The organism is Corallococcus sp. M7, assembly GCF_054512695.1.
The window spans coordinates 7,576,201-7,595,476 of sequence record NZ_CM137252.1; the positions used below are offsets into that span (position 1 = coordinate 7,576,201).

General features: G+C 71.3%; 17 protein-coding genes. 7 read left to right on the top strand and 10 right to left on the bottom strand.

Features of this window, described 5'->3' with window-relative positions; genetic code table 11:
- Positions 1-46: 46 nt before the first annotated feature.
- Together ACX114_RS30280 and ACX114_RS30285 are read left to right on the top strand one after the other, a co-directional pair.
- Positions 47-541 (top strand): YkgJ family cysteine cluster protein, encoded by a 495-nt coding sequence (locus tag ACX114_RS30280; RefSeq protein ID WP_459290265.1) that lies wholly within the window; start codon positions 47-49, stop codon positions 539-541.
- A gap of 82 nt (positions 542-623) precedes the next feature.
- Positions 624-1,739 carry a glycerate kinase gene (locus tag ACX114_RS30285; protein ID WP_459290267.1) on the top strand — a complete coding sequence of 372 codons (1,116 nt, stop codon included), beginning with the start codon at positions 624-626 and terminating at the stop codon, positions 1,737-1,739.
- A 13-nt stretch (positions 1,740-1,752) separates the two neighbouring features.
- On the opposite strand, the gene ACX114_RS30290 is transcribed toward ACX114_RS30285, so the two are convergent.
- The gene (locus ACX114_RS30290; RefSeq protein ID WP_459290268.1) at positions 1,753-2,721 is read right to left on the bottom strand and encodes a nicotinamidase; all 969 of its coding nucleotides are present in this window, start codon (positions 2,719-2,721) and stop codon (positions 1,753-1,755) included.
- Positions 2,722-2,756: 35 nt separating this feature from the next.
- The gene (locus ACX114_RS30295) at positions 2,757-4,202 is read right to left on the bottom strand and encodes a nicotinate phosphoribosyltransferase (RefSeq protein WP_459290270.1); all 1,446 of its coding nucleotides are present in this window, start codon (positions 4,200-4,202) and stop codon (positions 2,757-2,759) included.
- A gap of 199 nt (positions 4,203-4,401) precedes the next feature.
- Between ACX114_RS30295 and ACX114_RS30300 the strand changes: the two genes are divergently transcribed.
- Positions 4,402-5,061 carry an MmcQ/YjbR family DNA-binding protein gene (locus ACX114_RS30300; RefSeq protein WP_459290272.1) on the top strand — a complete coding sequence of 220 codons (660 nt, stop codon included), beginning with the start codon at positions 4,402-4,404 and terminating at the stop codon, positions 5,059-5,061.
- Between the two features lie 89 nt (positions 5,062-5,150).
- Here the strand turns inward: ACX114_RS30300 and ACX114_RS30305 are convergent, their stop codons facing one another.
- The 3 genes from ACX114_RS30305 to epmA are packed head-to-tail and all read right to left on the bottom strand — an operon-like array spanning position 5,151 to position 7,632.
- Complete coding sequence (locus tag ACX114_RS30305) at positions 5,151-5,885, bottom strand: inorganic pyrophosphatase (protein WP_459290274.1); 735 nt, start codon at positions 5,883-5,885, stop codon at positions 5,151-5,153.
- Positions 5,882-6,619: a lysophospholipid acyltransferase family protein gene (locus ACX114_RS30310; RefSeq protein WP_459290276.1), complete on the bottom strand. Its 738-nt coding sequence runs from the start codon at positions 6,617-6,619 to the stop codon at positions 5,882-5,884. The genes ACX114_RS30305 and ACX114_RS30310 overlap by 4 nt, the downstream gene beginning before the upstream one ends.
- Positions 6,619-7,632 (bottom strand): EF-P lysine aminoacylase EpmA, encoded by a 1,014-nt coding sequence (gene epmA / locus ACX114_RS30315; RefSeq protein WP_459290277.1) that lies wholly within the window; start codon positions 7,630-7,632, stop codon positions 6,619-6,621. Before epmA ends, ACX114_RS30310 begins: the two co-directional genes overlap by 1 nt.
- Positions 7,633-7,661: 29 nt before the next feature.
- Here epmA and ACX114_RS30320 point away from each other — a divergent pair, with 29 nt between their 5' ends.
- Both ACX114_RS30320 and ACX114_RS30325 read left to right on the top strand, forming a co-directional pair.
- Positions 7,662-9,398, top strand: coding sequence for a chromosome segregation protein SMC (locus tag ACX114_RS30320; protein ID WP_459290279.1), 1,737 nt, complete (start codon positions 7,662-7,664; stop codon positions 9,396-9,398).
- Between the two features lie 51 nt (positions 9,399-9,449).
- Positions 9,450-9,992, top strand: a complete 543-nt coding sequence (locus tag ACX114_RS30325) for an FHA domain-containing protein (protein WP_459290281.1) — start codon at positions 9,450-9,452, stop codon at positions 9,990-9,992.
- A 71-nt stretch (positions 9,993-10,063) separates the two neighbouring features.
- Here ACX114_RS30325 and ACX114_RS30330 read toward each other — a convergent pair whose 3' ends face one another.
- From ACX114_RS30330 to ACX114_RS30345, 4 genes are all read right to left on the bottom strand, one after another.
- On the bottom strand, positions 10,064-11,107 hold the full coding sequence (locus tag ACX114_RS30330; RefSeq protein ID WP_459290283.1) for an SPFH domain-containing protein: 1,044 nt from the start codon (positions 11,105-11,107) through the stop codon (positions 10,064-10,066).
- A 173-nt stretch (positions 11,108-11,280) separates the two neighbouring features.
- Positions 11,281-12,081 carry an ABC transporter permease subunit gene (locus ACX114_RS30335; RefSeq protein WP_459300320.1) on the bottom strand — a complete coding sequence of 267 codons (801 nt, stop codon included), beginning with the start codon at positions 12,079-12,081 and terminating at the stop codon, positions 11,281-11,283.
- 2 nt (positions 12,082-12,083) lie between these two features.
- Positions 12,084-13,043 (bottom strand): ABC transporter ATP-binding protein, encoded by a 960-nt coding sequence (locus ACX114_RS30340; protein ID WP_459290285.1) that lies wholly within the window; start codon positions 13,041-13,043, stop codon positions 12,084-12,086.
- Positions 13,040-15,352, bottom strand: a complete 2,313-nt coding sequence (locus ACX114_RS30345; protein ID WP_459290287.1) for an ArnT family glycosyltransferase — start codon at positions 15,350-15,352, stop codon at positions 13,040-13,042. The genes ACX114_RS30340 and ACX114_RS30345 overlap by 4 nt, the downstream gene beginning before the upstream one ends.
- A 298-nt stretch (positions 15,353-15,650) precedes the next feature.
- Here ACX114_RS30345 and ACX114_RS30350 point away from each other — a divergent pair, with 298 nt between their 5' ends.
- Together ACX114_RS30350 and ACX114_RS30355 are read left to right on the top strand one after the other, a co-directional pair.
- Positions 15,651-16,871, top strand: a complete 1,221-nt coding sequence (locus tag ACX114_RS30350) for a hypothetical protein (RefSeq protein WP_459300322.1) — start codon at positions 15,651-15,653, stop codon at positions 16,869-16,871.
- 7 nt (positions 16,872-16,878) lie between these two features.
- Complete coding sequence (locus ACX114_RS30355) at positions 16,879-17,736, top strand: hypothetical protein (protein WP_459290289.1); 858 nt, start codon at positions 16,879-16,881, stop codon at positions 17,734-17,736.
- Between the two features lie 9 nt (positions 17,737-17,745).
- On the opposite strand, the gene ACX114_RS30360 is transcribed toward ACX114_RS30355, so the two are convergent.
- Positions 17,746-19,197 (bottom strand): rhomboid family intramembrane serine protease, encoded by a 1,452-nt coding sequence (locus ACX114_RS30360; RefSeq protein WP_459290291.1) that lies wholly within the window; start codon positions 19,195-19,197, stop codon positions 17,746-17,748.
- Positions 19,198-19,276: the final 79 nt, after the last annotated feature.

A 19,276-nucleotide genomic window follows, 5' to 3' on the forward strand; every position in this document is an offset into this window, starting at 1 on the left:
CAAGGGGTCCATCCAGCGGACCCCGACGTGCGGGAACGGTTCAGTCATGGCACGCCGGGATTGGGACGACGCAGACGACGAGACCCCCGCGTCCGGTACGCGGGCGTTGGAGCGCGCCCTCCAGGAGACGCGCACCGTCTACCGCCAGGCGGACGCGGCGTATGCCCCGTATTCGTGCCCGGCGAGCGGTGAGTGCTGCCAGTTGGCCGTCACGAAGCGCCAGCCCTGGCTGTGGCTCCCGGAGTGGGAGCTGCTCAAGCGCAGCAAGCCCCTTCCGCCCCCCCGCGCCGACGGCGCCTGCCCCTACCTGGACGCCGCGGGCCTGCGCTGCACCGTGTACGCGGACCGGCCGTTCGGGTGCCGCACGTTCTTCTGTCAGCGCATCCAGGGCCCCGCCCGGCAGCCGTCGGACGAGGTGTCCAAGCTCCTCCTGCGGTTGGAGCGGATTTCACAACGCGTGATGCCGTCACTGCAGGGGCCACGTCCCCTCCTGGAATGGTATGCGGGGGTCAGTACCGCCCCGGCCCGGGAGGAACGATGAAGTCCATGCTGCAGACGCGGTGGCGGAGCGCCCACCGGAGTTCCCGCGTGTCCGCGCGGTCCAAGCCCGTAGGTGCCCGAGCATGATCCCCCCCCGTTGGCTGCTTGCGCCCCAGGAGTTCAAGGGCACCTTGAGCGCGGCCGAGGCCGCGGACGCCATGGCGGAGGGGCTGCGGCAGGCCTCGCTGGACGTGGTGCTGGACGTGGCGCCGCTCGCGGACGGAGGTCCGGGCACGCTGGACGCGCTGCTCGCGGGCACGCCGAGCGCCGAGCGCCGCAGGCTCACCGTGCGCGGCCCCATGGGCACGCCGGTGGAGGCCAGCTGGGCGCGGCTGGATGACGGCCGCACGGCGGTGGTGGAGATGGCGCAGGCCTCCGGGCTCGCGCTGGTGCCGCCGGAGCAGCGGGACGCGCGGGCCGCGTGCACGCACGGCACGGGGCAGCTTTTGCGCGCGGCGCTGGACTCGGGCTGCGAGCGGCTCATCGTCGGGCTGGGCGGCAGCGCCACCACGGACGGCGGCAAGGGCGCGCTGGAGGCGCTGGGCTTCCGCTTCCTGGACGCGGATGGGGCGCCGCTGCCGCCGGGAGGCGCGAGCCTCGCCCGGCTCTCGCGCGTGGACGCGAGCGGCAAGCACCCGCGCCTGGAGCAGGTGGAGCTGCTCATCGCCACGGACGTGACGACGCCGCTCTTGGGCGCGGACGGCTCCGCGCGCCTCTTCGGTCCGCAGAAGGGCGCGGACCCGGCGATGGTGGAGGAGCTGGAGACGGCGCTGGCCACGTTCTGCCGCATCGTGGACGAGGAGGCCGCGAACCTCCCCGGCGCGGGCGCGGCGGGAGGCCTGGGCTACGGGCTCGCGGCGCTCGGCGGCGGGAAGCTCACGTCCGGGTATGACCTGGTGGCGCGGGCGCTGGGGATGGAGCGGCGCGTGCTGCTCGCGGACCTGGTGCTCACGGGCGAGGGCCGCTTCGACCGGCAGACGTCCATGGGCAAGGGCCCCGTGGCGCTCGCGAGGCTGGCGCGCGCGCAGGGCACGCACGTGGTGCTCTTCGCGGGCGTCGTGCAGCGGGACAACGGACCGGAGCTGTCCCTCTTCCGCGAGGTGGTGGAGCTGAACGGACAGGCCCGCCCCGGCGCCACCGCCAGGGAGACGCTGCGCGACGCCACCGCGAAGTGGGCGCTCGCGCACCTGGGCCGGTAGCGACGGCCCTGCCCTACTCCAGCGGATCCGTCGTGCGCACCACGCGCATCCCGGCGGCCTTGAACGCCGCCAGCGCGTCTTTCGCCACGCGCGGGAAGTCCAGCGCCGCGGGCAGCGGCTCCAGCGGAGGCGCGGGCACGGGGCTCATCGCGTCCTCCAGGATGTAGATGTTCTTGAGCTTCGACTTGTCCGTGCGCTCCAGGGACTGCTGCAGGTCGCGCAGCGTGGACAGCACGCAGTGCGAGCTGGCCTGCCCGAAGACGTAGACGCGGTCGAATGACATCAGGTGCTCCATCAGCCGCGCGTTGAACTCACCCACGCGCTGGCCCTTCACCTCCGTCACCTCCGGCGCCATCACGGAGTAGTTCTCCGTCAGCGGGTGCTCGCCCTTCAATTCGAAGTGCGTGGGCGTGTCCCGCACCAGCGCGTGGAAGAGGCTCGCCTCGTACATCGCGGGCACCAGCGCGTGGCTCTGCCCGCCCAGCAGCGCGTGGTACGGCCAGATGGTCAGCACGTACCGGCCGCTCGCCTCCAGCCCCTCGCAGTACGCCAGGCTCTCCTCCGGATGGCGCGTCGCCCGCCAGCGGCCCTCCCGCACGTCCTTCGCGGTGATGACCGTCATGGGCGCGGGCGGACGGCCTTCCGCGTCCCTCCACCACGCCGGATGGAAGATTTGAAAGGCCCGGTGCGTGTCCAGCGAGAACACCAGCCCCGTGAGCCGCTCTAGGTTCGCGTATAGCCAGCGCAGCGTGCGCTGCGTGTCCTCCACCGCGCCCGGGACGAAGAGGCTCGCGCCCGGCGTGCAGAAGGCCACCTGCGCGTCGATGCCGAACGCCGCGATGCGGACCTTGTCCTCGCGGGCCGGACGCACGCGGTGCTCGGCGGCGTAGCGGTGGGCCTCTTGAGAGACCTCCGCCACGCGCTCCAGATAGAGCTGGCCGACACGTGCGTCGTCGTGGAACCGGGGAAGCGGCAGCGGCATGACGTGCTCTCCAGGTGCCGCCTTGGCCCCTGGCGTCAGCGGCCCTGCGGGAAGTGGCGCCGGGTGATGGACTCCACCAGCGCCTGCGTGGTGGCAGTGTACCCGATGCGCTGCTCCTCGGGCGTCAGGCCTTCGGTCCCCACCAGCGACGGCATGGACGGGGCCGACTCCATCAGCGGGAAGTAGCCCTGGGGCGTCGCCTCCCCCGCCTGCCCCACCAGCCCCAGCGGGCCCGTGCCCGTACGGCGGCGGAAGAGGACGGGCGTGCCCGGCACGCTCTGCTTGCCCTCCGCCAGCTCGTTGCCGAACTTCATCACCGGCGTCGCGCCCGAGCACGACAGCTTGTAGATGGCCGCCACCCGGTCGCGCGTCAGCGCATGGGACATGGTGCGCGCGACGATGTGGCCGCCGTAGCCGTAGAACTGCGTCGTCGGCTCCCAGCCCACCTGCTTGCGCAGCTCCTCGAACTCGCGCGTCATCTGCGCGTCCAGGCCGTCCTCCAGGATGATGACCGGCTTGATGCCCAGGTCTCGCGCGCGCGTCACCGCGTAGAGGTACTGGAGCTTCTTGTTCCCGGAGTCGAACCGGATGGAGTCCCCACCCTGCGGATCCTCCGAGATGAGCTTGAACGCCGCGGGGATGCCCGACGTCAGCGTGTCGAAGGTGTCCAGCAGGTAGCTGGAGCGCTGCGGCCGGCGCTCGTGCATCGCGCGGTAGGCCGCGTCGTCGGAGCCGTAGCGCTGCACGTGCTCGTGGCCCATGGTGCCCACGGGAATCATGTTCAGCACCCGGGCGCCCTCCACGTTGCTCGTGCGCTGCACGCCCGCCTCCTGGCACGCGCGCAGGGCCAGCTCGTGCTGCTCCAGACAGGTCGCCGCGCGCAGGCCCACCTCGAAGATGCGCGAGGGGTCCTCGACGATGTCCACCAGCTCCTTCACCTGCGCGCGCACCCGGCGCACATAGCCTTCCGGATCCACCTGGATGGACACGGCCCGCACGCCCACCTGGTCCAGCGTCTCCAGGGCGATGCGCTTCTCCTCCTCGCACGTCACCGTGGCCAGCGTCCGGGCCAGGGCCTCGCGGTCCTGCAGCGCCTGCGTGGCCACCTGGACGCGGTAGTTGAGCTGCAACAGCATCGGCTCCAGCCACGACACCAGCGCGGAGGGGCCCGTGAGGGTCAGGATGGGCTCGCGCGGCAGGAACAGCGCGCCGCGCGGAATGGCGCGCACGGACAGCTGCGCCTTGCGCAGGATGGCGGCCTTGAAGCCCACGCCCATCTCGTAGTCGTGGCGGGCGAGGAACGCGTAGTCGTCCGGGTTCGGCTCCGGCAGGAGGTCCTTCACCCAGGCCGCCAGGTCCAGCGGCATGACCTGGGGACCGCCCTTGCGGTGCGAGTAGTAGAACGTTTCCTTCCGCAGGGGCCAGCCGGCCTCCGCCATGCTGAACTTGTAGCCATCCGTGGCGAGCAGGGACTGGGGCATCGGGCAGCGACTCCTTATCGTTGACCCCGAGACTATGCGTGCCCCCCATCCCGTACCTAGGACCAAGGGCTCCGACGTCTGCGGGAAACCACGGGTGACCCGCTACCCGTCATTCCGTCAGCAACCGACACATTGGGGAATACGCTGGATGCGACAGGTGCGGTTAAGCTGTCGCGACCCACAACGAAGCCAGGTGCCCATGCCCGCAGAGAACGAGACGCAGAAGGTCGAAGCGGTACTGCGCGAACATGCGATGAGCTACCCCGGCGCCCACGAGGACTTTCCCTGGGGCCACCGCGCGATGAAGGTCAATGACAAGACCTTCCTCTTCATGACCATCGACGGCGAGAAGCTGAACCTCTCCGCCAAGCTGCCCGACTCGAAGGACGCCGCGCTCACGCTGCCCTTCACCGAGCCCACCGAGTACGGCCTGGGCAAGAGCGGCTGGGTGACCGCCCACTTCGACGAGGCCTCGCAGGTGCCGGTGCCCGTCATCAAGGCGTGGATCGACGAGAGCTACCGCGCCATCGCGCCGAAGAAGCTCGTGGACCAGCTCCCCGCCCGGGGCACCGCCGTCCCCGGCCCCGCCTCGAAGCCGGCCAAGGCCGCCTCAGGCAAGAAGCCCTCCGCGCGCCAGGCCGTGGCCCCGGCGAAGAAGGCCGCGAAGAAGGTCGTGGGCAAGGTGAAGGCCGTGGCCAAGAAGGCCGCCGCGCGCGTGAAGACCGTGGCGAAGAAGGCCAGCAAGAAAGTGGCGAAGACGGCCTCCGCCGCCAAGGCCAAGACGGCGCGCAAGCCCGCCGCTCCGGCCCGGGGCAAGCGCGCCGCCACCTCCGCGCCCAAGCGCGCCCGCCGCTCTTGAAGGCACAAGGCCCGCTACACGCGCGAAAGGAAGCGGGGCCCTCGCCGGGCCCTGCCCTTGCCGCGCGCGGCGGGACTCCCAGGAAGCGGCTACTTCCCGCTCCGGTTGCCACGGCCCGTGGGGCCCTTGGCGGCGGACTTCGCCACGGACGTCTTGCGGCTCGCGGCAGGCGCTGACTTCTTCGCCGGCTTCGCCTCCGGCTCCACGAAGAGCTTGTCGTAGTCGCGCATGCTGCGGCGGATGACCTCCATGGCCTCCTGCCGGTCGTAGACCTCGGCGATCTCCACGCTGCGCTTTCCCTCGCCCGGGATCTGCTTGTAGGTGAGGAAGTAGTGCTTCAGGCGGTCCAGCAGCGGGCGCGGCAGCTGCGCGATGTACTGGAGCTCGCCGTACACGAGGTCCGACTCCAGCACCGCGATGATCTTGTCGTCGGCTTCGTCGCCGTCGATCATCCGGAAGCCGCCCACGGGCACCGCGTGCACCAGCAGGTTGCCGTTGGAGACGACCTTCTCCGTCAGCACGCAGATGTCGATGGGGTCCCCGTCGCCGCGGATGTCCTTCACGCCGGTGCGCTCCGCGCAGCGCTTCGCCACCTGCTCGCCGCAGTACGTGCGCGGGATGAAGCCGTAGAGCGTGGGGCACTGGCTGCTGAAGCGCTGGGGCCGGTCCAGCATCAGGATGCCGGACTCCTTGTCCATCTCGTACTTCACGGCGTCCGTGGGGACGATCTCGATGTACGCGGTGACGACTTCAGGGGCCTCCGGCCCGGGCGAGATGCCATGCCAGGGATGGGCCTGCGACGTGGTCTGGGTGCTCTTCTTCATGGAATGTCTCCCGAGCGCTGGCGCGCCTCGGCGTACAGCCCGGCCACCGCTTCTTCCAGGCGGCGGGTAAGGGTATCCCGGTCATCCAACGTCAGCCCTTCGGTGGGCACCGGCTTGCCCACCACCAACGCCACCCGCTGACCCCACTGGATGGCCCGCCCGCCCTTGGGGAGGATGAGCCGCGTGCCGGCGACGGCCATGGGGACGACGGGGACCTGCGCCTGGATGGCCAGCGTGGCGGCGCCCTTCTTGAACGGCCGAAGCTCGCCGTCCGGGCTGCGGGTGCCCTCGGCGTAGAACAGCACGCTGACGCGCTCGCGCAGCGCCGTCACGGCCTCCTGGAGCCGGTCCCGGTCATCCGCGCCGCCGGTGCGCTGCACGGGGATGTTGCCCGCGACGCGCATGGCCCGGCCGAACACGGGCACCTTGAAGAGCTCCGCCTTGGCGACGTAGCGCGTGTGCTTGTCGATGTGCGCGAAGTTCACCAGCGCGTCGAAGTGCGACTGGTGGTTGCTCACGAAGACGACGTTGCCGTCCTGGGGGATGTTCTCCAGGCCGAAGGCTTCGTGCCGCACGCCCGCGGACGCCAACCCGGAGAGTGCCCACGCGCGCAGCACCTTGTCCGCCGCCGGGTGCTGATTGAGTTCCGACAGCACCGTGATGGTCGCGGACGCCACGCCCGTGAGGCCCACCGTGGCCGTGCCAGCGAACACCGTCTGGAGCACCTTGAGCATCAGACGAACCCGTGCGCGGGGAACAGGAGGACGTCCTCGATGCGCTGGACCCCGAGCAGCAGCATCAGGATGCGGTCGAGCCCCACGGCGATGCCCGCGGACGGCGGCATGCGGCCCACCGCCTCCAGGAAGCGCTCGTCCAGGGGATACACGGCGCGGCCCAGCTTGCGGCGCAGCTCCTGCTCTTCCACCAGCCGCGCGCGCTGCTCCACCGCGTCCGTCAATTCAGAGAAGCCGTTCGCCAGCTCCAGCCCCTTCGCGTACAGCTCCACCCGCTCCGCCACGCGGCCGTCGCCGGGCTTCAGCCGGGACAGGGCCGCCATGGACGCGGGGTACTCGATGAGGAAGGTGGGCCGTTCGTGGCCCAGGCCCCGCTCCACCCGCTCCAGGAAGAGGTGGAAGAAGACGTCGTCGAAGGACGTGGAGCTCCCGGTGTGCACGCCCACCGCGTCCGCGGCCCGCTTGAGCGACGCACCATCCGAGTGCACGTGGATGTCCACGCCCGTGGCGCGAAAGACCGCGTCCCGCACCGTCACGCGCTCATAGGGCGTGCGCGTGAAGAAGGAGGGGTCCGCGCCGGGCTCCCCCTCCTTCGCGTCCGCCGCCGCCCGGCCCGCCGCCACCAGCGCGCCCTCCAGGTCGTCCATGATGGCGTGGTAGTCCGCGTGCGGCCGGTAGAACTCCAGCAGCGTGAACTCCGGGTTGTGCGTCTGGGATACCTCGCCGTTCCGGAACACCTTGCAGATCTGGAACAGCGGACCCGCGCCCTGCGCGAGCAGCCGCTTCATCGCGTACTCGGGGCTGGTGTGCAGGTAGAGCGTGCGCGCCTTGCCCAGGTCCGTCTCCGGGACGAAGGGCGTCTCGAAGGCGGAGATGTACGGCTCCATGCCGGGCGTGGGCACGAGCAGCGGCGTCTCCACTTCCAGGTATCCCTGGCTTGCGAAGAACTGTCGCAGGGCGGAGTAGAGGCCCTGGCGTCCTCGGGCCGCTCGCCATGGGTTTACGTTGGGCATCGGCAGGTCGGAAGTAACATGGGCGGCCCATGTCCCCAAGGATTCCGTCCCTCCTCGCCGCCGCCGTGTGTCTGCTGAGCGCCTGTCACAAGGCGCCGCCCCCGGCCGTGGTCCCCCCTCCCAGCGAGGAAGAACTGCTGACCGGCGAGGTGAACGCCCTGTCCTCGGAGGCCGCGCTCCTCCTGGAGGAGCAGCACCGGCTCGTCTGGGACTTCTGGACCGAAGGCAAGGCGGTGGACATCGCCGCCACCTACAGCGGCAAGCAGGCGCTCTTCAGCCTGGAGAACCTGCGGCGCATCGACCGGTTGCGGCACCTGACCAAGGACCCGCGCGAATTGCGCGCCCTCACCGCGCTCCACGGCCACTTCGCCGGTGAGTTCCTGTCGCGCGAGCTGGCCGAGCACAACGACGCGTCCGCCAACCTGGAGGCGTCCCTCAAGCTGAACGTGGACGGGCGCGAGGTGCGCTACCACGACCTGGAGCGGCTGCTCGCCAACGAGAAGAGCGCCCTCAAGCGCAAGGCGCTCTACGCCGCGGCCACGCCCGCGCTCACCCGCCTCAACCAGACGCTGCTGCGCCGCGAGTCGCGCACCCGCGAGCTGGTGCGGCAGATGGGCTTCGAGTCCTACGAGGCCTTCGGCAGCGAGCTCAGGCAGGCGGACCTGGAGCGGCTGGCGCAGTTGGCGGAGGAGGTCCTCCAGGCCACGCAGGAGCCGTACCGGCTGGTGATGGAGCGGCTCTCCCAGCGCGAGCTGGGGCTGTCCTTCGCGCAAATCACCCGCGCGGACATCCCGCGCCTGTTCCGCTCGCGCGAGGTGGAGGACGCGTTCCCCAAGGGCGAGTCGCTGGCGAAGGCGCAGGCCACGGTGGCGGGGATGGGCATCGACCTGAACGCGCTGCCCAACGTGAAGGTGGACGCGCGCGACCTGCCGCAGAAGAACCCGCGCCCGCTGGCGCTGTCGGTGAAGGTGCCGTCCGACGTGCGGCTGTCCTTCAAGCCGGGCACGGGCGTGCTGCACCAGGGCCGCGTGCTGCATGAGGTGGGGCACCTGCTGCACACGGCCTTCACGCAGGAGGCCCGCTTCGAGCTGGCGCGGCTGGGCAACCCCACCGTGGGCGAGGCGTACTCCGCGCTCTTCGAGGACCTGCTGGAGGACCCGGTGTGGCTGGAGGAGAACGCGGGCGTGCTGGGGGACGCGGACAAGCGCGCCCAGTACCTGGCGACCTCCAGCGCGCACAAGCTGTACCTCATCCGCCACGCCGCGGGCCGGCTGCTCTACCAACTGGAGCTGCACCGCCGCACGGACGTGGATCCGCGCGAGCTGTACCGCGCGCTGATGGCGCGCACCGGCGCCATGCCCATGACCGAGGACGACGTGGAGCGCTACCTCGTGGACCAGGAGGACTTCTACCAGTCCGCCGACAGCTTCCGGGCGTGGTTCCTCGCGGGGCAGCTCCAGGGGCAGTTGAAGGCGCGCTTCGGTCCGGCGTGGTGGCACGCGCCGGAGGCGGGCGCGTTCCTCAAGGAGCTCTGGGCCCGGGGCACCGCGCCCTCCGCGCGCGAGCTGACGCAGGCCATTGGTGAGAACGGGCTCGCGCCGGACGTGCTGCTCCTGCGGCTGAGCACCACGCTCCAGGTGCCCATGAAGCTGGACCTGCGCCGGTTGGACGACACGCCCGCGCCGCCGCCCGCGCCCCCGGCGAAGGCGCCGGCCTCGACGGTGCCCCAGATGCCCCGGGCCGACGCCACGCCGCTGGCCTCGTAGGCACCCGCGGCCCCTTCCCGTCCCCACCTCTTGCACGTAGGGTCCCAAGCCATGGTGTCCGTGAAACAGCTCCGCCCCTTCGCGGGCGCCTCGCTGGAGTCCTTCCGGTCCGCGTCCGGCGCTATCGCCCTCATCCAGCAGCCCGTGGACGCCGCCTTCAAGGCCGTGGTGGCCCCGGGCATGGTGGGCCTGCGCACGGTGGGGATGGCGCACCGCTCGCGCATGGAGGAGCGGCTGCTCGCGATGCTGCGCGACTTCGACAACCTGGAGGTCCACTTCCTCCAGCCGAACCAGGACGGCGAGGAGTTCACCGTGGGCCGCACCGACGCGTGCGACCTGATGGTGCCGGAGCCCTCCGTCTCCCAGCACCACGCCACGCTGCGCTGGAACGCGGGCTCCGGGGACTTCTCCGTGCGCGACGCCCAGTCCATGAACGGCACCTTCATCAACGGCGCGCCCCTGGGCTTCAAGGCCCAGGTGATGCTCCACGACGGCGCCACGCTGGCCTTCGGTGACGTGCAGTTCCTCTACCTGCGCGCGGAGACGCTGCACGAACAGCTGCGCCTCGCCGTGCCGGGCACGCCCGCCCCCTGAAGAAGCGCGAAGGCCCCGCCTCCCATGGGGAGACAGGGCCCTCGTTCAAGTCAGCGCGGACAGCGGCGGGACTACAGCAGCTTCATCAGCTCCGCGCGCTTGGCGGCGTACTCCTCGTCGGAGAGCACGCCCGCGTCCTTCAGCTCCTTGATCTCCTTGAGCCGCTGCGCCGGGCTGCGCGTGTCCGCGGGAGCGGCCGCCTGCGCGGGCTCCGCGGGGCGCTGCTGCTGCTGGTTCTGCTGGTTGGCGAACATCTGCGCCATGCCGAATCCCATGCCCATGCCCATGCCCTGCATGGCGCCGTCGGATCCGCCACCGCCCTTGGCCATGCCCTCGGACGCGCCGAGCATCGCCTGGCCCTGCGCGTACTGCTGGAAGCCGCCCGCCAGCCGCGAGTACGCCACGTCCTTGGACAGCTTCTTCAGGGTGACTTCGTCCTCGGGCTTGATGCTGACGACGAAGTTGCCCATGCGGACGATGGTGAGGCCGTAGGTGTCCACGTGCGGCTTGAGGCCGGCGAGGATCTCCTGCTCCATCTCCTCCACGTAGGCGCCGCTCGTCACGTCCAAGAGCGGCCACTTCTTCTTCACCAGCAGCTCGGCGGTGCGGTCGCGCGTCACCTTGAGCACCTGGCCCTTGAACCAGCCCAGGAACTCCTCGTTGGTGGCGCGGCCCATGCCCACCAGGCCCACCACGAGCTTCTCCGGCTCCGTCACGCGGATGGAGAAGTCGCCGTACACCATGGTGCCGATGCCCAGGCCCGTCTCCGGGTCGCGCACGTCGCCAATGGGGCCGCCGAACTTCACGCCCGTGTGCTCACGGTTGGAGACGAAGAAGATCTCCGCCATGAACATGTTGCCGCCGGTGAAGCTCTCCAGCAGGCGCGACAGGAACGGGATGTTGTTCGTGTCCAGCGTGTGGCGGCCGGGCCCCAGCTTCCCCTCCACCTTGCCGTCCTTGACGAACAGCGCCACCTCGTCCGCGTCCACGGTGAGCTGCGTCTTCATCCGGACGTTCTTCTCCGGATACTTGTAGACGATCTCACCCTTCGCGCTGTCCGCGCGGGCGATGAAATTCCGCTGCGCCTCGCCCTTGATGCTGTCGAAGATCCCCATGTCTGTTTCAGCGCCTCCGTGGCCGCGTGTAACCCCAACCCCTAAATGCGGGGCCGCCGGCGCGAAAGCGCCACCGCGCTTCCCCCGGCATCCTGCCCCGAACATAACAGCTTCACGGGCGCCTGCCCGTCCGGCCGGCCCCCTGGCAGTCCACTCTCCAACCCGCCAGTGACTCAACCCCAGCGGCTGACCAGACGTTCCCGGTCCAGGAACCGGATGCTGGCCGCCAGCAGGATGAAGTCCAGCACCAGCACCACCGCGCCCTGGATGGCGTAATAGCCCATGCCCGCCTTGAGCACGCCGGCCACCTGGCCCCCCACCAGCCCCACCAGCGGCAGCACCACCAGCGCGGACAACTGCTGCGCCATGCGCGCCTCGCTCACCCGGGCGGAGATGAGCACCGCGACGCCGTTGCCGAAGAAGGCGAAGAGCGGCGCGAGCACGAACACGCCGAAGCCCCACAGCGCGTTGGGCATCAGCGGCGCGCCAACGAGCGGCCACGCCACCCAGTCCACGCCCACGCAGAACAGCGCGAAGGCGGCCCAGGTCAGCACCACCGCGGGCACCAGCGCGGCCAGGCACTTGCCCGCCACCAGCTCCGCCGCGGACACGGGCGACGCGAGCAGCGGCTCCAGCGTGCGGCGCTCCTTCTCCCCCGCCACGCTCTGGGACGCGATGAGGATGGGGATGAAGACGGGCATCACCAGGAACATGCCGAACCAGTCGGTGAGCGACTTGTCGATGAGGAAGCGCGCCGCGCTCGCGCCCAGGGGCAGCGTGGGGTCGTAGAAGAGCGCCACCGTGCGCAGGTCCGCGTGGTCCGGCTGCCGCACGTACGTCCACACCACGCCGATGGGCACCGTCACCATCACCATGGGCAGCACCGCCATGGACACGAGCAGGCCCACGTTCTTGCGCAGGTCCAGCGAGTCCTTCCAGAACACCGCCAACGCACGTCGCGGCCGGAAGGCCATGCTCACGTCCCCTCTTCCCGCAGCAGGTCCAGGTACACCTCTTCCAACGGCCGCTGCGCGGGCACCACGCTGTGCACGCGAGCCCCCGCGCCCACCAGGCACGCCACCACGTCCGGCGCCCGCGCCTCATCCGCCAGCATCACCCGCAGGCGCCCGCCCTCCACCAGCACGTTGGGCTTGAAGGGCAGCGCCGCCAGCGCGGGGACGAAGCCTTGCGCGTGGCCCTCCACGCGCACGTCCAGCGACTGCCCCGCGCGGCGCATCTCGCGCACCGGGCCCAGCGCCAGCAGGCGGCGGCGCACCACGGCCACGCGCTCGCACAGCCGCTCCACCTCCGCCAGGTTGTGCGAGCACAGCACGATGGTGCGCCCCTCCGAGGCCAGCTCCGCCACCGCGTCGCGCACGGTGCGCGCGGACTCCGGGTCCAGGCCGCTGGTGGGCTCGTCCAGGAAGATGACGCGCGGGTCGTGCACCAGCGTGCGCACGATGGCCAGCTTCTGGCGCATGCCCTTGCTGAAGCCGCCGCACGGGTCGTCCTCGCGGCCGCCCAGCCCGAAGCGCTCCAGGTAGTGCTTCGCCCGGGGCCACGCGACGGACTCGTCCATCTCATGCAGCTTCATGAAGAAGCGCAGGTTCTCCCGCGCGGTGAGCCGGTCGTAGAGCCCGGGCTGTTCGGTGAGCAGCCCCACCACCTTGCGCAGCGACTCGCCGTCGTGCGTGACGGAGTGGCCCCACACCTCCGCGTCGCCGCTGGAGGGCCTGAGCAGCCCCGTCAGCATGCGCACCGTCGTCGTCTTGCCCGCGCCGTTGGGGCCCAAGAGGCCGAACACCTCGCCGGGCCGCACGTCGAAGGTGAGGTCCTCCACGGCGGTGCGCTCGCCGAAGCGCTTCGCCAATCCGCGCACGCGCAGGCCCCCCTTCACGGGGGGCTCCGCGAGCGGAGGCGGGACGAGGATGCTCACTCGATGGTCACCAGGACGAACTTGTTGTTGATGTCCCGGTCGATGAGGGTGACGTTCTTGTCGGAGCCCACCGCGTTGCGCAGCAGGTTCACGCGGTTGTGCTCCACCAGCGCCCACTCGCGGCCGGGCCGCGACGCGTACTGGCGCATGCGCGTGTTGGCGTCGTTGGCGCGGAACTGCTCCACCGTGTTGCGCGAGTAGAACGTCTCACCGCGCCAGTTCATCATGTACGCGGCGATGGGCTCGCCCGGCTTGCGCTGCTCGTAGTAGCGCCAGAACAGGTCGCGCTGCGTCCAGTGGTGGGACAGGTCCACCCAGTGGCCCCAGTTGAACCAGAGCGCGAACGCCGCGGCCAGGCCCCAGAAGGTGCTGAAGAGCAGCACGCGCGAGCGCTGCAGCGCGGCCACCGCCGCCAGCACGCCGGCCACGCCGAACGCGAAGCCCATGCCCACCTTCACGTTGATGGTGCCGGACAGGGCCTTGAACAGCGCGTCCGTCGCGGGCGGCCCCTTGAAGCCGCGCACCGCCAGCGCCACGCCCAGGAGCGCCAGGCCGAAGCCCACCGCCTGGAGCACCGTGCGCCCCGGCGCCTCCTCTGGCCGCGATGCCTGCCAGAAGAGGAAGCCCGCGAGCGCCACCAGTGCCACGCCCCACAGCCCCATGGCGGACACCTGCCCCTGCGAAGCCACCGCGGCCAGCGTGGTCCCGCCGGTGAGCAAGAGGCCCAGCGCCACCGCGCGCGCGGCGGCCGGGCGCTCCAGCTTCGCCTTGGAGGAGAACGCGTCGAAGGCCAGGTACACGCCGAAGGCCAGCAGCACCAGCGTCACCAGGTCGCCCATCCACAGCGGGCGCGAGGAGAAGAACGCGATGGGCTTGGTGACCAGGTCCTGCGGATAGGGCCGGTCGTAGTTGTAGACGAACAGGTCGGTGAAGTCCTTGGGGTTCTCCGCCAGGTCCTTGCCCACCAGGATGAAGAGCACCAGGCCGAAGATGAGGCTCACCGCGTGCTCGTTGATGCCGTCCCGCCACAGCCGGTCCACGAACAGCGCGATGAGGATGGACAGGCCCGGCAGGATGGGGAACACGTAGTGGTGGAACTTCGTGGCGCTGGAGGCCAGCAGGTAGAACGCGAACGCCACCCACAGCACGGCGATGAGCGCCAGGTGGTCCGCCTTGTCGCGCGAGCGCAGCTTGAGCCGCGACACGACCGCGAACGCGCCGGGCACCAGCGCCACCCACGGGAAGATGGCGAAGCCGCCCTGTTCGATGAAGTAGGTGAACGACCCGCCCGGCGTGGTGGTGTGCACGCCCGCGGTGAGGCGGTTCAGGTGGTCGTGGATGAAGAAGCGGTACCAGAACAGCTTGCCCTCGTCGTCCACGCCGTCGAAGAGCACCAGCGTCAGGTACCAGGGCACCGCCACCGCCGCGAACACCAGGATGCCCGTGCCCAGCTTCATCCGGTACATCTGCGCCCACAGCACGGGCATGGCCCGCGTGCCCGCGCGCACCTGGGCGCGGACCTCGCCGCTGGTGAGCCAGCGCAGGTGCGCCTCCAGGCTCTCGCGGCTCCACGGGATGACGCCCGCCACCGCGTACAGCACCAGGATGACCGCGGGCAGGCCCACGCCCAAGAGGCCCTTGGCCAGCGTGGCCAGGCCCGCGAAGACGTAGAACGCGTACCACCAGCCGGCGCGGTGCTTCGTGGTGTCATCCAACTGGCCGATGATCGCGCACGCCATGGCGCACACGAAGGTGGTGACGAAGGGCGTGTCGGTGACGGTCTGCCGGGTGAGCAGGAAGTACAGCGGCATGGTGGCCAGCACGAAGCCCGTGGCCAGGCCCGCGCGCATGTTCACGGTGCGCGCCACCGCCAGCGACAGCAGCGCCACGGCGGTGATGCTCAGGAGGGCGAAGGGCATGCGCATGCCCCACTCCGTGTAGAGCCCCATGGCGCCGTCGCCGCGCAGCGCGCCGACGATGTTCATCCCCAGCGCCTGCATCCACATGGTGAGCGGCGGCTTGGAGAAGAACCACGCGTTCTCCCAGAAGGGATAGACGTAGTCGCCGCGCTGGATCATCTCCCGGCCCACTTCGCCGTAGTGCGTCTCCCAGGGGTCCCACAGGCCGACCGCGCCCAGGTAGGGCACGAAGAGCAGCGCCGCGAAGCCCGCGGTCGCGAGCACGACGCGCGCGCTGAAGGACAGGGACAGCCACCGCCGCCCCCATGAAGACGTCAGGGTGTCATCACCGAGGATGGCCTGGGTGAAGGTGGAATCCCCCTGCGAGTTCTTTTCGCCGTCGCTTGCCACGCGCGCGTGCTCCTTCGTCGTCCGGGACGGGCCCACCGTGCACCACATGGGGCCGGGGGGCTTATACCCCCGCCACCCCCGCCGGTCGACCGACCTGGAAGGGGGTGCGTCGTTCTCGCGCCAGCGCACGCGCTTCCGCGTGCACAGTGGCTGTGCAGGCGCCTGCACAGCCGCACGGGCAAGTCCGCGAAAGGCCGTCCTCCGGCCAGGGGCACGGCCCTTGTAAAGGGCCCCCATCACGAAGCCTGACCGCGTGGCCGGAACGCGCCAGGCCGCTCAACCTCGATGAGGAGTCGTGATGCTGGTTTCAGCGGTGACCCTGGGATGTGCCCTGCTGCTGGGGCAGGTGGAGGTACCGGAGCCGTGGGACTTCCAGATGGCCGTCCCGGACGCGTCGTCTCCCCAGCAGCCCTCCACCGGGCAGGCGCGGTGCCTCGCCCTGCCGCCCACGCCCGCCGTGCCTTCCGGCGCGTGGCGCGCCCGCTGCGATGACGAGAAGAAGGAGTGCCTGGTGTCGCCCGCCCATGAGCTGGACACGGAGGGCCACGAGAAGGACCAGCCGCTACAGCGGGTGGACCGGTGCGTCACGAACCTGATGCCCAGCGAGACGGCGCGCCAGTACCGCCTGGTGCCCGCCATCGCGGAGGCGCCACCGGGCTGGTACCGCGATGAGCGCGGGCGGGTGCTCCAGTACAACTTCGACCTGCACCGGCGCGTCTACGTGGGCGGGACCTGGGCGCCGCGCTGGCTGCCGCGGACGGATCGCCTGGACCAACGCGTGCGGGTGGACTTCGGCGTGGATCTGGAGTGGCCGGGGGACTCGGGCCGGCTGCACCGGATGACGCTCCTGGACACGGAGCTGTACCTGGGCGACGCGGACTCCTACGAGGCCACGCTCCTGCGCTACGACTTCCGCAGCCAGAACGACGCGCCGCTCTTCCGGGTGACGACCTTCTACGGCCAGCCCCGGCGCTTCGACGTCTACGCCAACCTGGGCTTCTGGATGGAGCTGCTCCACGGCGAACAGGTGCGCCGCGAGGACGCGCACGCGGACTTCCTCTCCCTGGCCGCGACGCACGTGACGCTGGACCTGTGGCACTCGAGCGACCTCGTGTCCTACGTGCGCGTGCGGACCGGGCCCGCCGTGGAGCGCGACCGGACGAACGGCTTCTTCACGCTCGTTCCCGCGGCGGCGCTGGAGGGGGACTTCACGCTGGACCGGGACGGCTTCCACCACGTGCGCTTCGGCGCGGAGGCCCAGAAGGTGCTCTTCGCGGAAGCGGTGGAAGGCCGCCCCCTGCGTCCGGAGCGGCTGCGGCTGCGCGCGGGCTACGAGTTCATCGCCCTGGCCATCAACGACCAGCCCGTGAGCGTGACGTTGGATGGGCGCGGGACATGGCGCGACGACGTGGCGAACGCGCCCGCCGGCTGGGAGTGGTCCGCGCAGGCAGGCCTGCGCTTCTCCATGTGGGCCCCGGCCAGAAGGACCGCGCCGAAGTCCGCTCCTGGAAAGGGCTAGGTCCGGGATGGTGGCGCTCGCGCTGGCATTGCTCCTGGGCACCGCGCCCGGCCTGTCCTGTCAGGGCCAGACGGCGGCCGGAGAGACGTTCCCCACCTGCTTCGACCCCGGCACCGGCTGGGTGCTGGGCACCGCGCTGCGCGTACAGGACGACACGGAGGCCCTCGCCCTGCGCACGGGGTTCCTCGTCCGATGGGTGCGCTCGAGCGGCAGCAAGGCGGACTCGCTGTGGATCGATTCGCACCGGCTGCTCATGACGGAAGTGTGGGGCGGCGAGCGGAAGGGGCTGACCTTCACCGCGTACGACGGACTGTTGCGCAGGCACGTGGAGGAAGGCTCCCTGCTCGTCACCATCGGCCGGCCCCGGAACATCCCCTTCCCGTTCGACGTGGCCCTCGCCGTGCGCGCGACGCACCTGGAGCGGCGCGTCTGGGAGGGCCCGGGGTGGACGCTGGAGACGGGCCGCGTGGGACTGCTGTTGGATCCGCTCCGCACGAACACGCAGTGGGGCTGGCTGGCCGTGGGCCCCGCCGCGAGCCATGCGCTGCGGCACGCACCGGAGGGCACGCGGAACGAGGTGTCCCCCTTCACGTCCCTGCTGCTCGACGCGGGATGGGAGACGCGGGATGGCAGGTGGGCCCTGCGCGCGACGGGGCTCGCCGGCTGGAGCTTCGACTTCGACGGCGGCGCCCACTTCCGGGCGCGGGGCGAGGTCGCGCTGGAGCACGTGCTCCTCGCGGTCAACGACGCGCCGGTGTTCGCGCGGCTCACGGCCACGGGCGTGCGCAACGACGCGGGCCTCTACCGGCGCGACGAGGGGATGCTGGGCGTGGGGCTCGCGGTCCGCCCGTTCGGCGAGCGCTGAAGTCCCACGTCACCGCTTCTGGGGAGACGCTCCCGGCGCCTCGACCGCCGCCTTCAAGGCGCCCTCGGCCGCGCGCAGGCGCGCATCCCGGGGGTCCACGCGGCGGGCCTCTTCCAGGCGCAGCAGGGCCTCGGCCGTGTCCCCCCGCGCCAGCGCGCAGCGCACGCCCGCCTCCAGCGCGCCCGTGTCGGACGGTCCATACACCCGCGCCTCCGCCGCCGAGTGACAGCCCGCCTCCACCTGCCCCGACTCGAAATACGCGCGGGCCAGCTCCACGCGCGTGTCCACCTGCGTCGGCGCCAGCCGCACCGCCGACGCCAGGGGCTCCACCGCATCCGCCGGCATGCCCCACCGCCGCAGGGCATGGCCCAGCTCCCGCAGCGGCCCCGCCACGCCCGGCACCAGCAGCGCCCGGGCCCGGGCGACCCGCAGGCTCGCGGGCTCCTCGAAGCGCACGTCCGCCGTCATCCGCTCCACCACCCGCGCGTACGCCGGATAGGCCTGGGGCCAGGTGAAGACGAGCCGGTACACCCACTCTCCACGCGGCACGAACCACGCCACCAGGTGCGTCCGCCCGCCCACCCCGTCCAGCTCCGCGCGGATCCGCTGCGCGGGACGGCCTCCCAACGACGCGGGCTCCACTGCGCCCACGGACACGGTGCGCCCCTCCGGCCCCGTCCGCCCCGGCACCAGCGACGCGTCCAGGAAGTGCTGGGCCTGCGCCGAGCCGTCCCCGGGCTCACCCGCCTCGATGGCCTCCGCCGTGAGCGTGGCCCGTCCCAGGCCCTTCAGCCCGTTGGAGAAGGCCCTCCGCTCCTGGCCGTCCTCCTCGCGGCGCCAGCCGTCCGGCAGCAGCACCGACACCCCGAAGCCGTCGTCATGCTCCACCCGCCACCTGGACCGCTCCGTCACCACCACCGCCGCGCCCAGCCCCGCGAGCCCCACCAGCGCCACCGCCCGGAAGGCCCCCGCCCCCCACGCCCGCGAGCGCAAGAGGACGCCCACGAGCAACCCCGCCATCAGCCCGCCCATGTGCCCCGCGTTGTCCACGCCCACGCTCGTCCAGCCGAGCCACAGGAAGACGAGCACCGTGGGCAGCGCGTTCTCCCCGGAGAACCACCCCATCCGCGCGCCCTTGGCCCCGGTCCGGGCGCGCCGCCCCAGCACCAGCAGCGTCCCCACGCACCCGAACACCCACCCGGACGCGCCCACGCTCACCGTCGGTGACCACCAGAGCGAGCCCGCCATCGTCGCCAGCCCCGACACGATGAGCAGCGCCACGTAGTCCCACCACCGGCACGAGCGCTCCACCGCCGTGCCCACCCCCGCGAACACCAGCAGGTTGAGGCACAGGTGCAGGGCGTCCCGGTGCAGCAGGTTGGCCGTCAGCAGCCGCCAGCCCTGCCCCGCGTCCGTCACCAGGGGGCCGGACTTCGCCCCCCAGTGGATGAGCGCATCCACTCCGGGTGGGCCTCCGGACGCCACCCAGGTGTACAGAATGGCCTGCGCCGCGATCAGCGCTATCGTGAGCCCAGGTACC

Coding starts and splice junctions, on each gene's coding strand:
- ACX114_RS30330 (WP_459290283.1), bottom strand. CDS start 11,107: ATGGGGATCTTCGACAGCATCAAGGGCGAGGCGCAGCGGAATTTCATC.
- ACX114_RS30285 (WP_459290267.1), top strand. CDS start 624: ATGATCCCCCCCCGTTGGCTGCTTGCGCCCCAGGAGTTCAAGGGCACC.
- ACX114_RS30300 (WP_459290272.1), top strand. CDS start 4,402: ATGCCCGCAGAGAACGAGACGCAGAAGGTCGAAGCGGTACTGCGCGAA.
- ACX114_RS30295 (WP_459290270.1), bottom strand. CDS start 4,202: ATGCCCCAGTCCCTGCTCGCCACGGATGGCTACAAGTTCAGCATGGCG.
- epmA (WP_459290277.1), bottom strand. CDS start 7,632: ATGCCCAACGTAAACCCATGGCGAGCGGCCCGAGGACGCCAGGGCCTC.
- ACX114_RS30320 (WP_459290279.1), top strand. CDS start 7,662: ATGTCCCCAAGGATTCCGTCCCTCCTCGCCGCCGCCGTGTGTCTGCTG.
- ACX114_RS30290 (WP_459290268.1), bottom strand. CDS start 2,721: ATGCCGCTGCCGCTTCCCCGGTTCCACGACGACGCACGTGTCGGCCAG.
- ACX114_RS30325 (WP_459290281.1), top strand. CDS start 9,450: ATGGTGTCCGTGAAACAGCTCCGCCCCTTCGCGGGCGCCTCGCTGGAG.
- ACX114_RS30355 (WP_459290289.1), top strand. CDS start 16,879: ATGGTGGCGCTCGCGCTGGCATTGCTCCTGGGCACCGCGCCCGGCCTG.
- ACX114_RS30305 (WP_459290274.1), bottom strand. CDS start 5,885: ATGAAGAAGAGCACCCAGACCACGTCGCAGGCCCATCCCTGGCATGGC.
- ACX114_RS30335 (WP_459300320.1), bottom strand. CDS start 12,081: ATGGCCTTCCGGCCGCGACGTGCGTTGGCGGTGTTCTGGAAGGACTCG.
- ACX114_RS30280 (WP_459290265.1), top strand. CDS start 47: ATGGCACGCCGGGATTGGGACGACGCAGACGACGAGACCCCCGCGTCC.
- ACX114_RS30310 (WP_459290276.1), bottom strand. CDS start 6,619: ATGCTCAAGGTGCTCCAGACGGTGTTCGCTGGCACGGCCACGGTGGGC.
- ACX114_RS30350 (WP_459300322.1), top strand. CDS start 15,651: ATGCTGGTTTCAGCGGTGACCCTGGGATGTGCCCTGCTGCTGGGGCAG.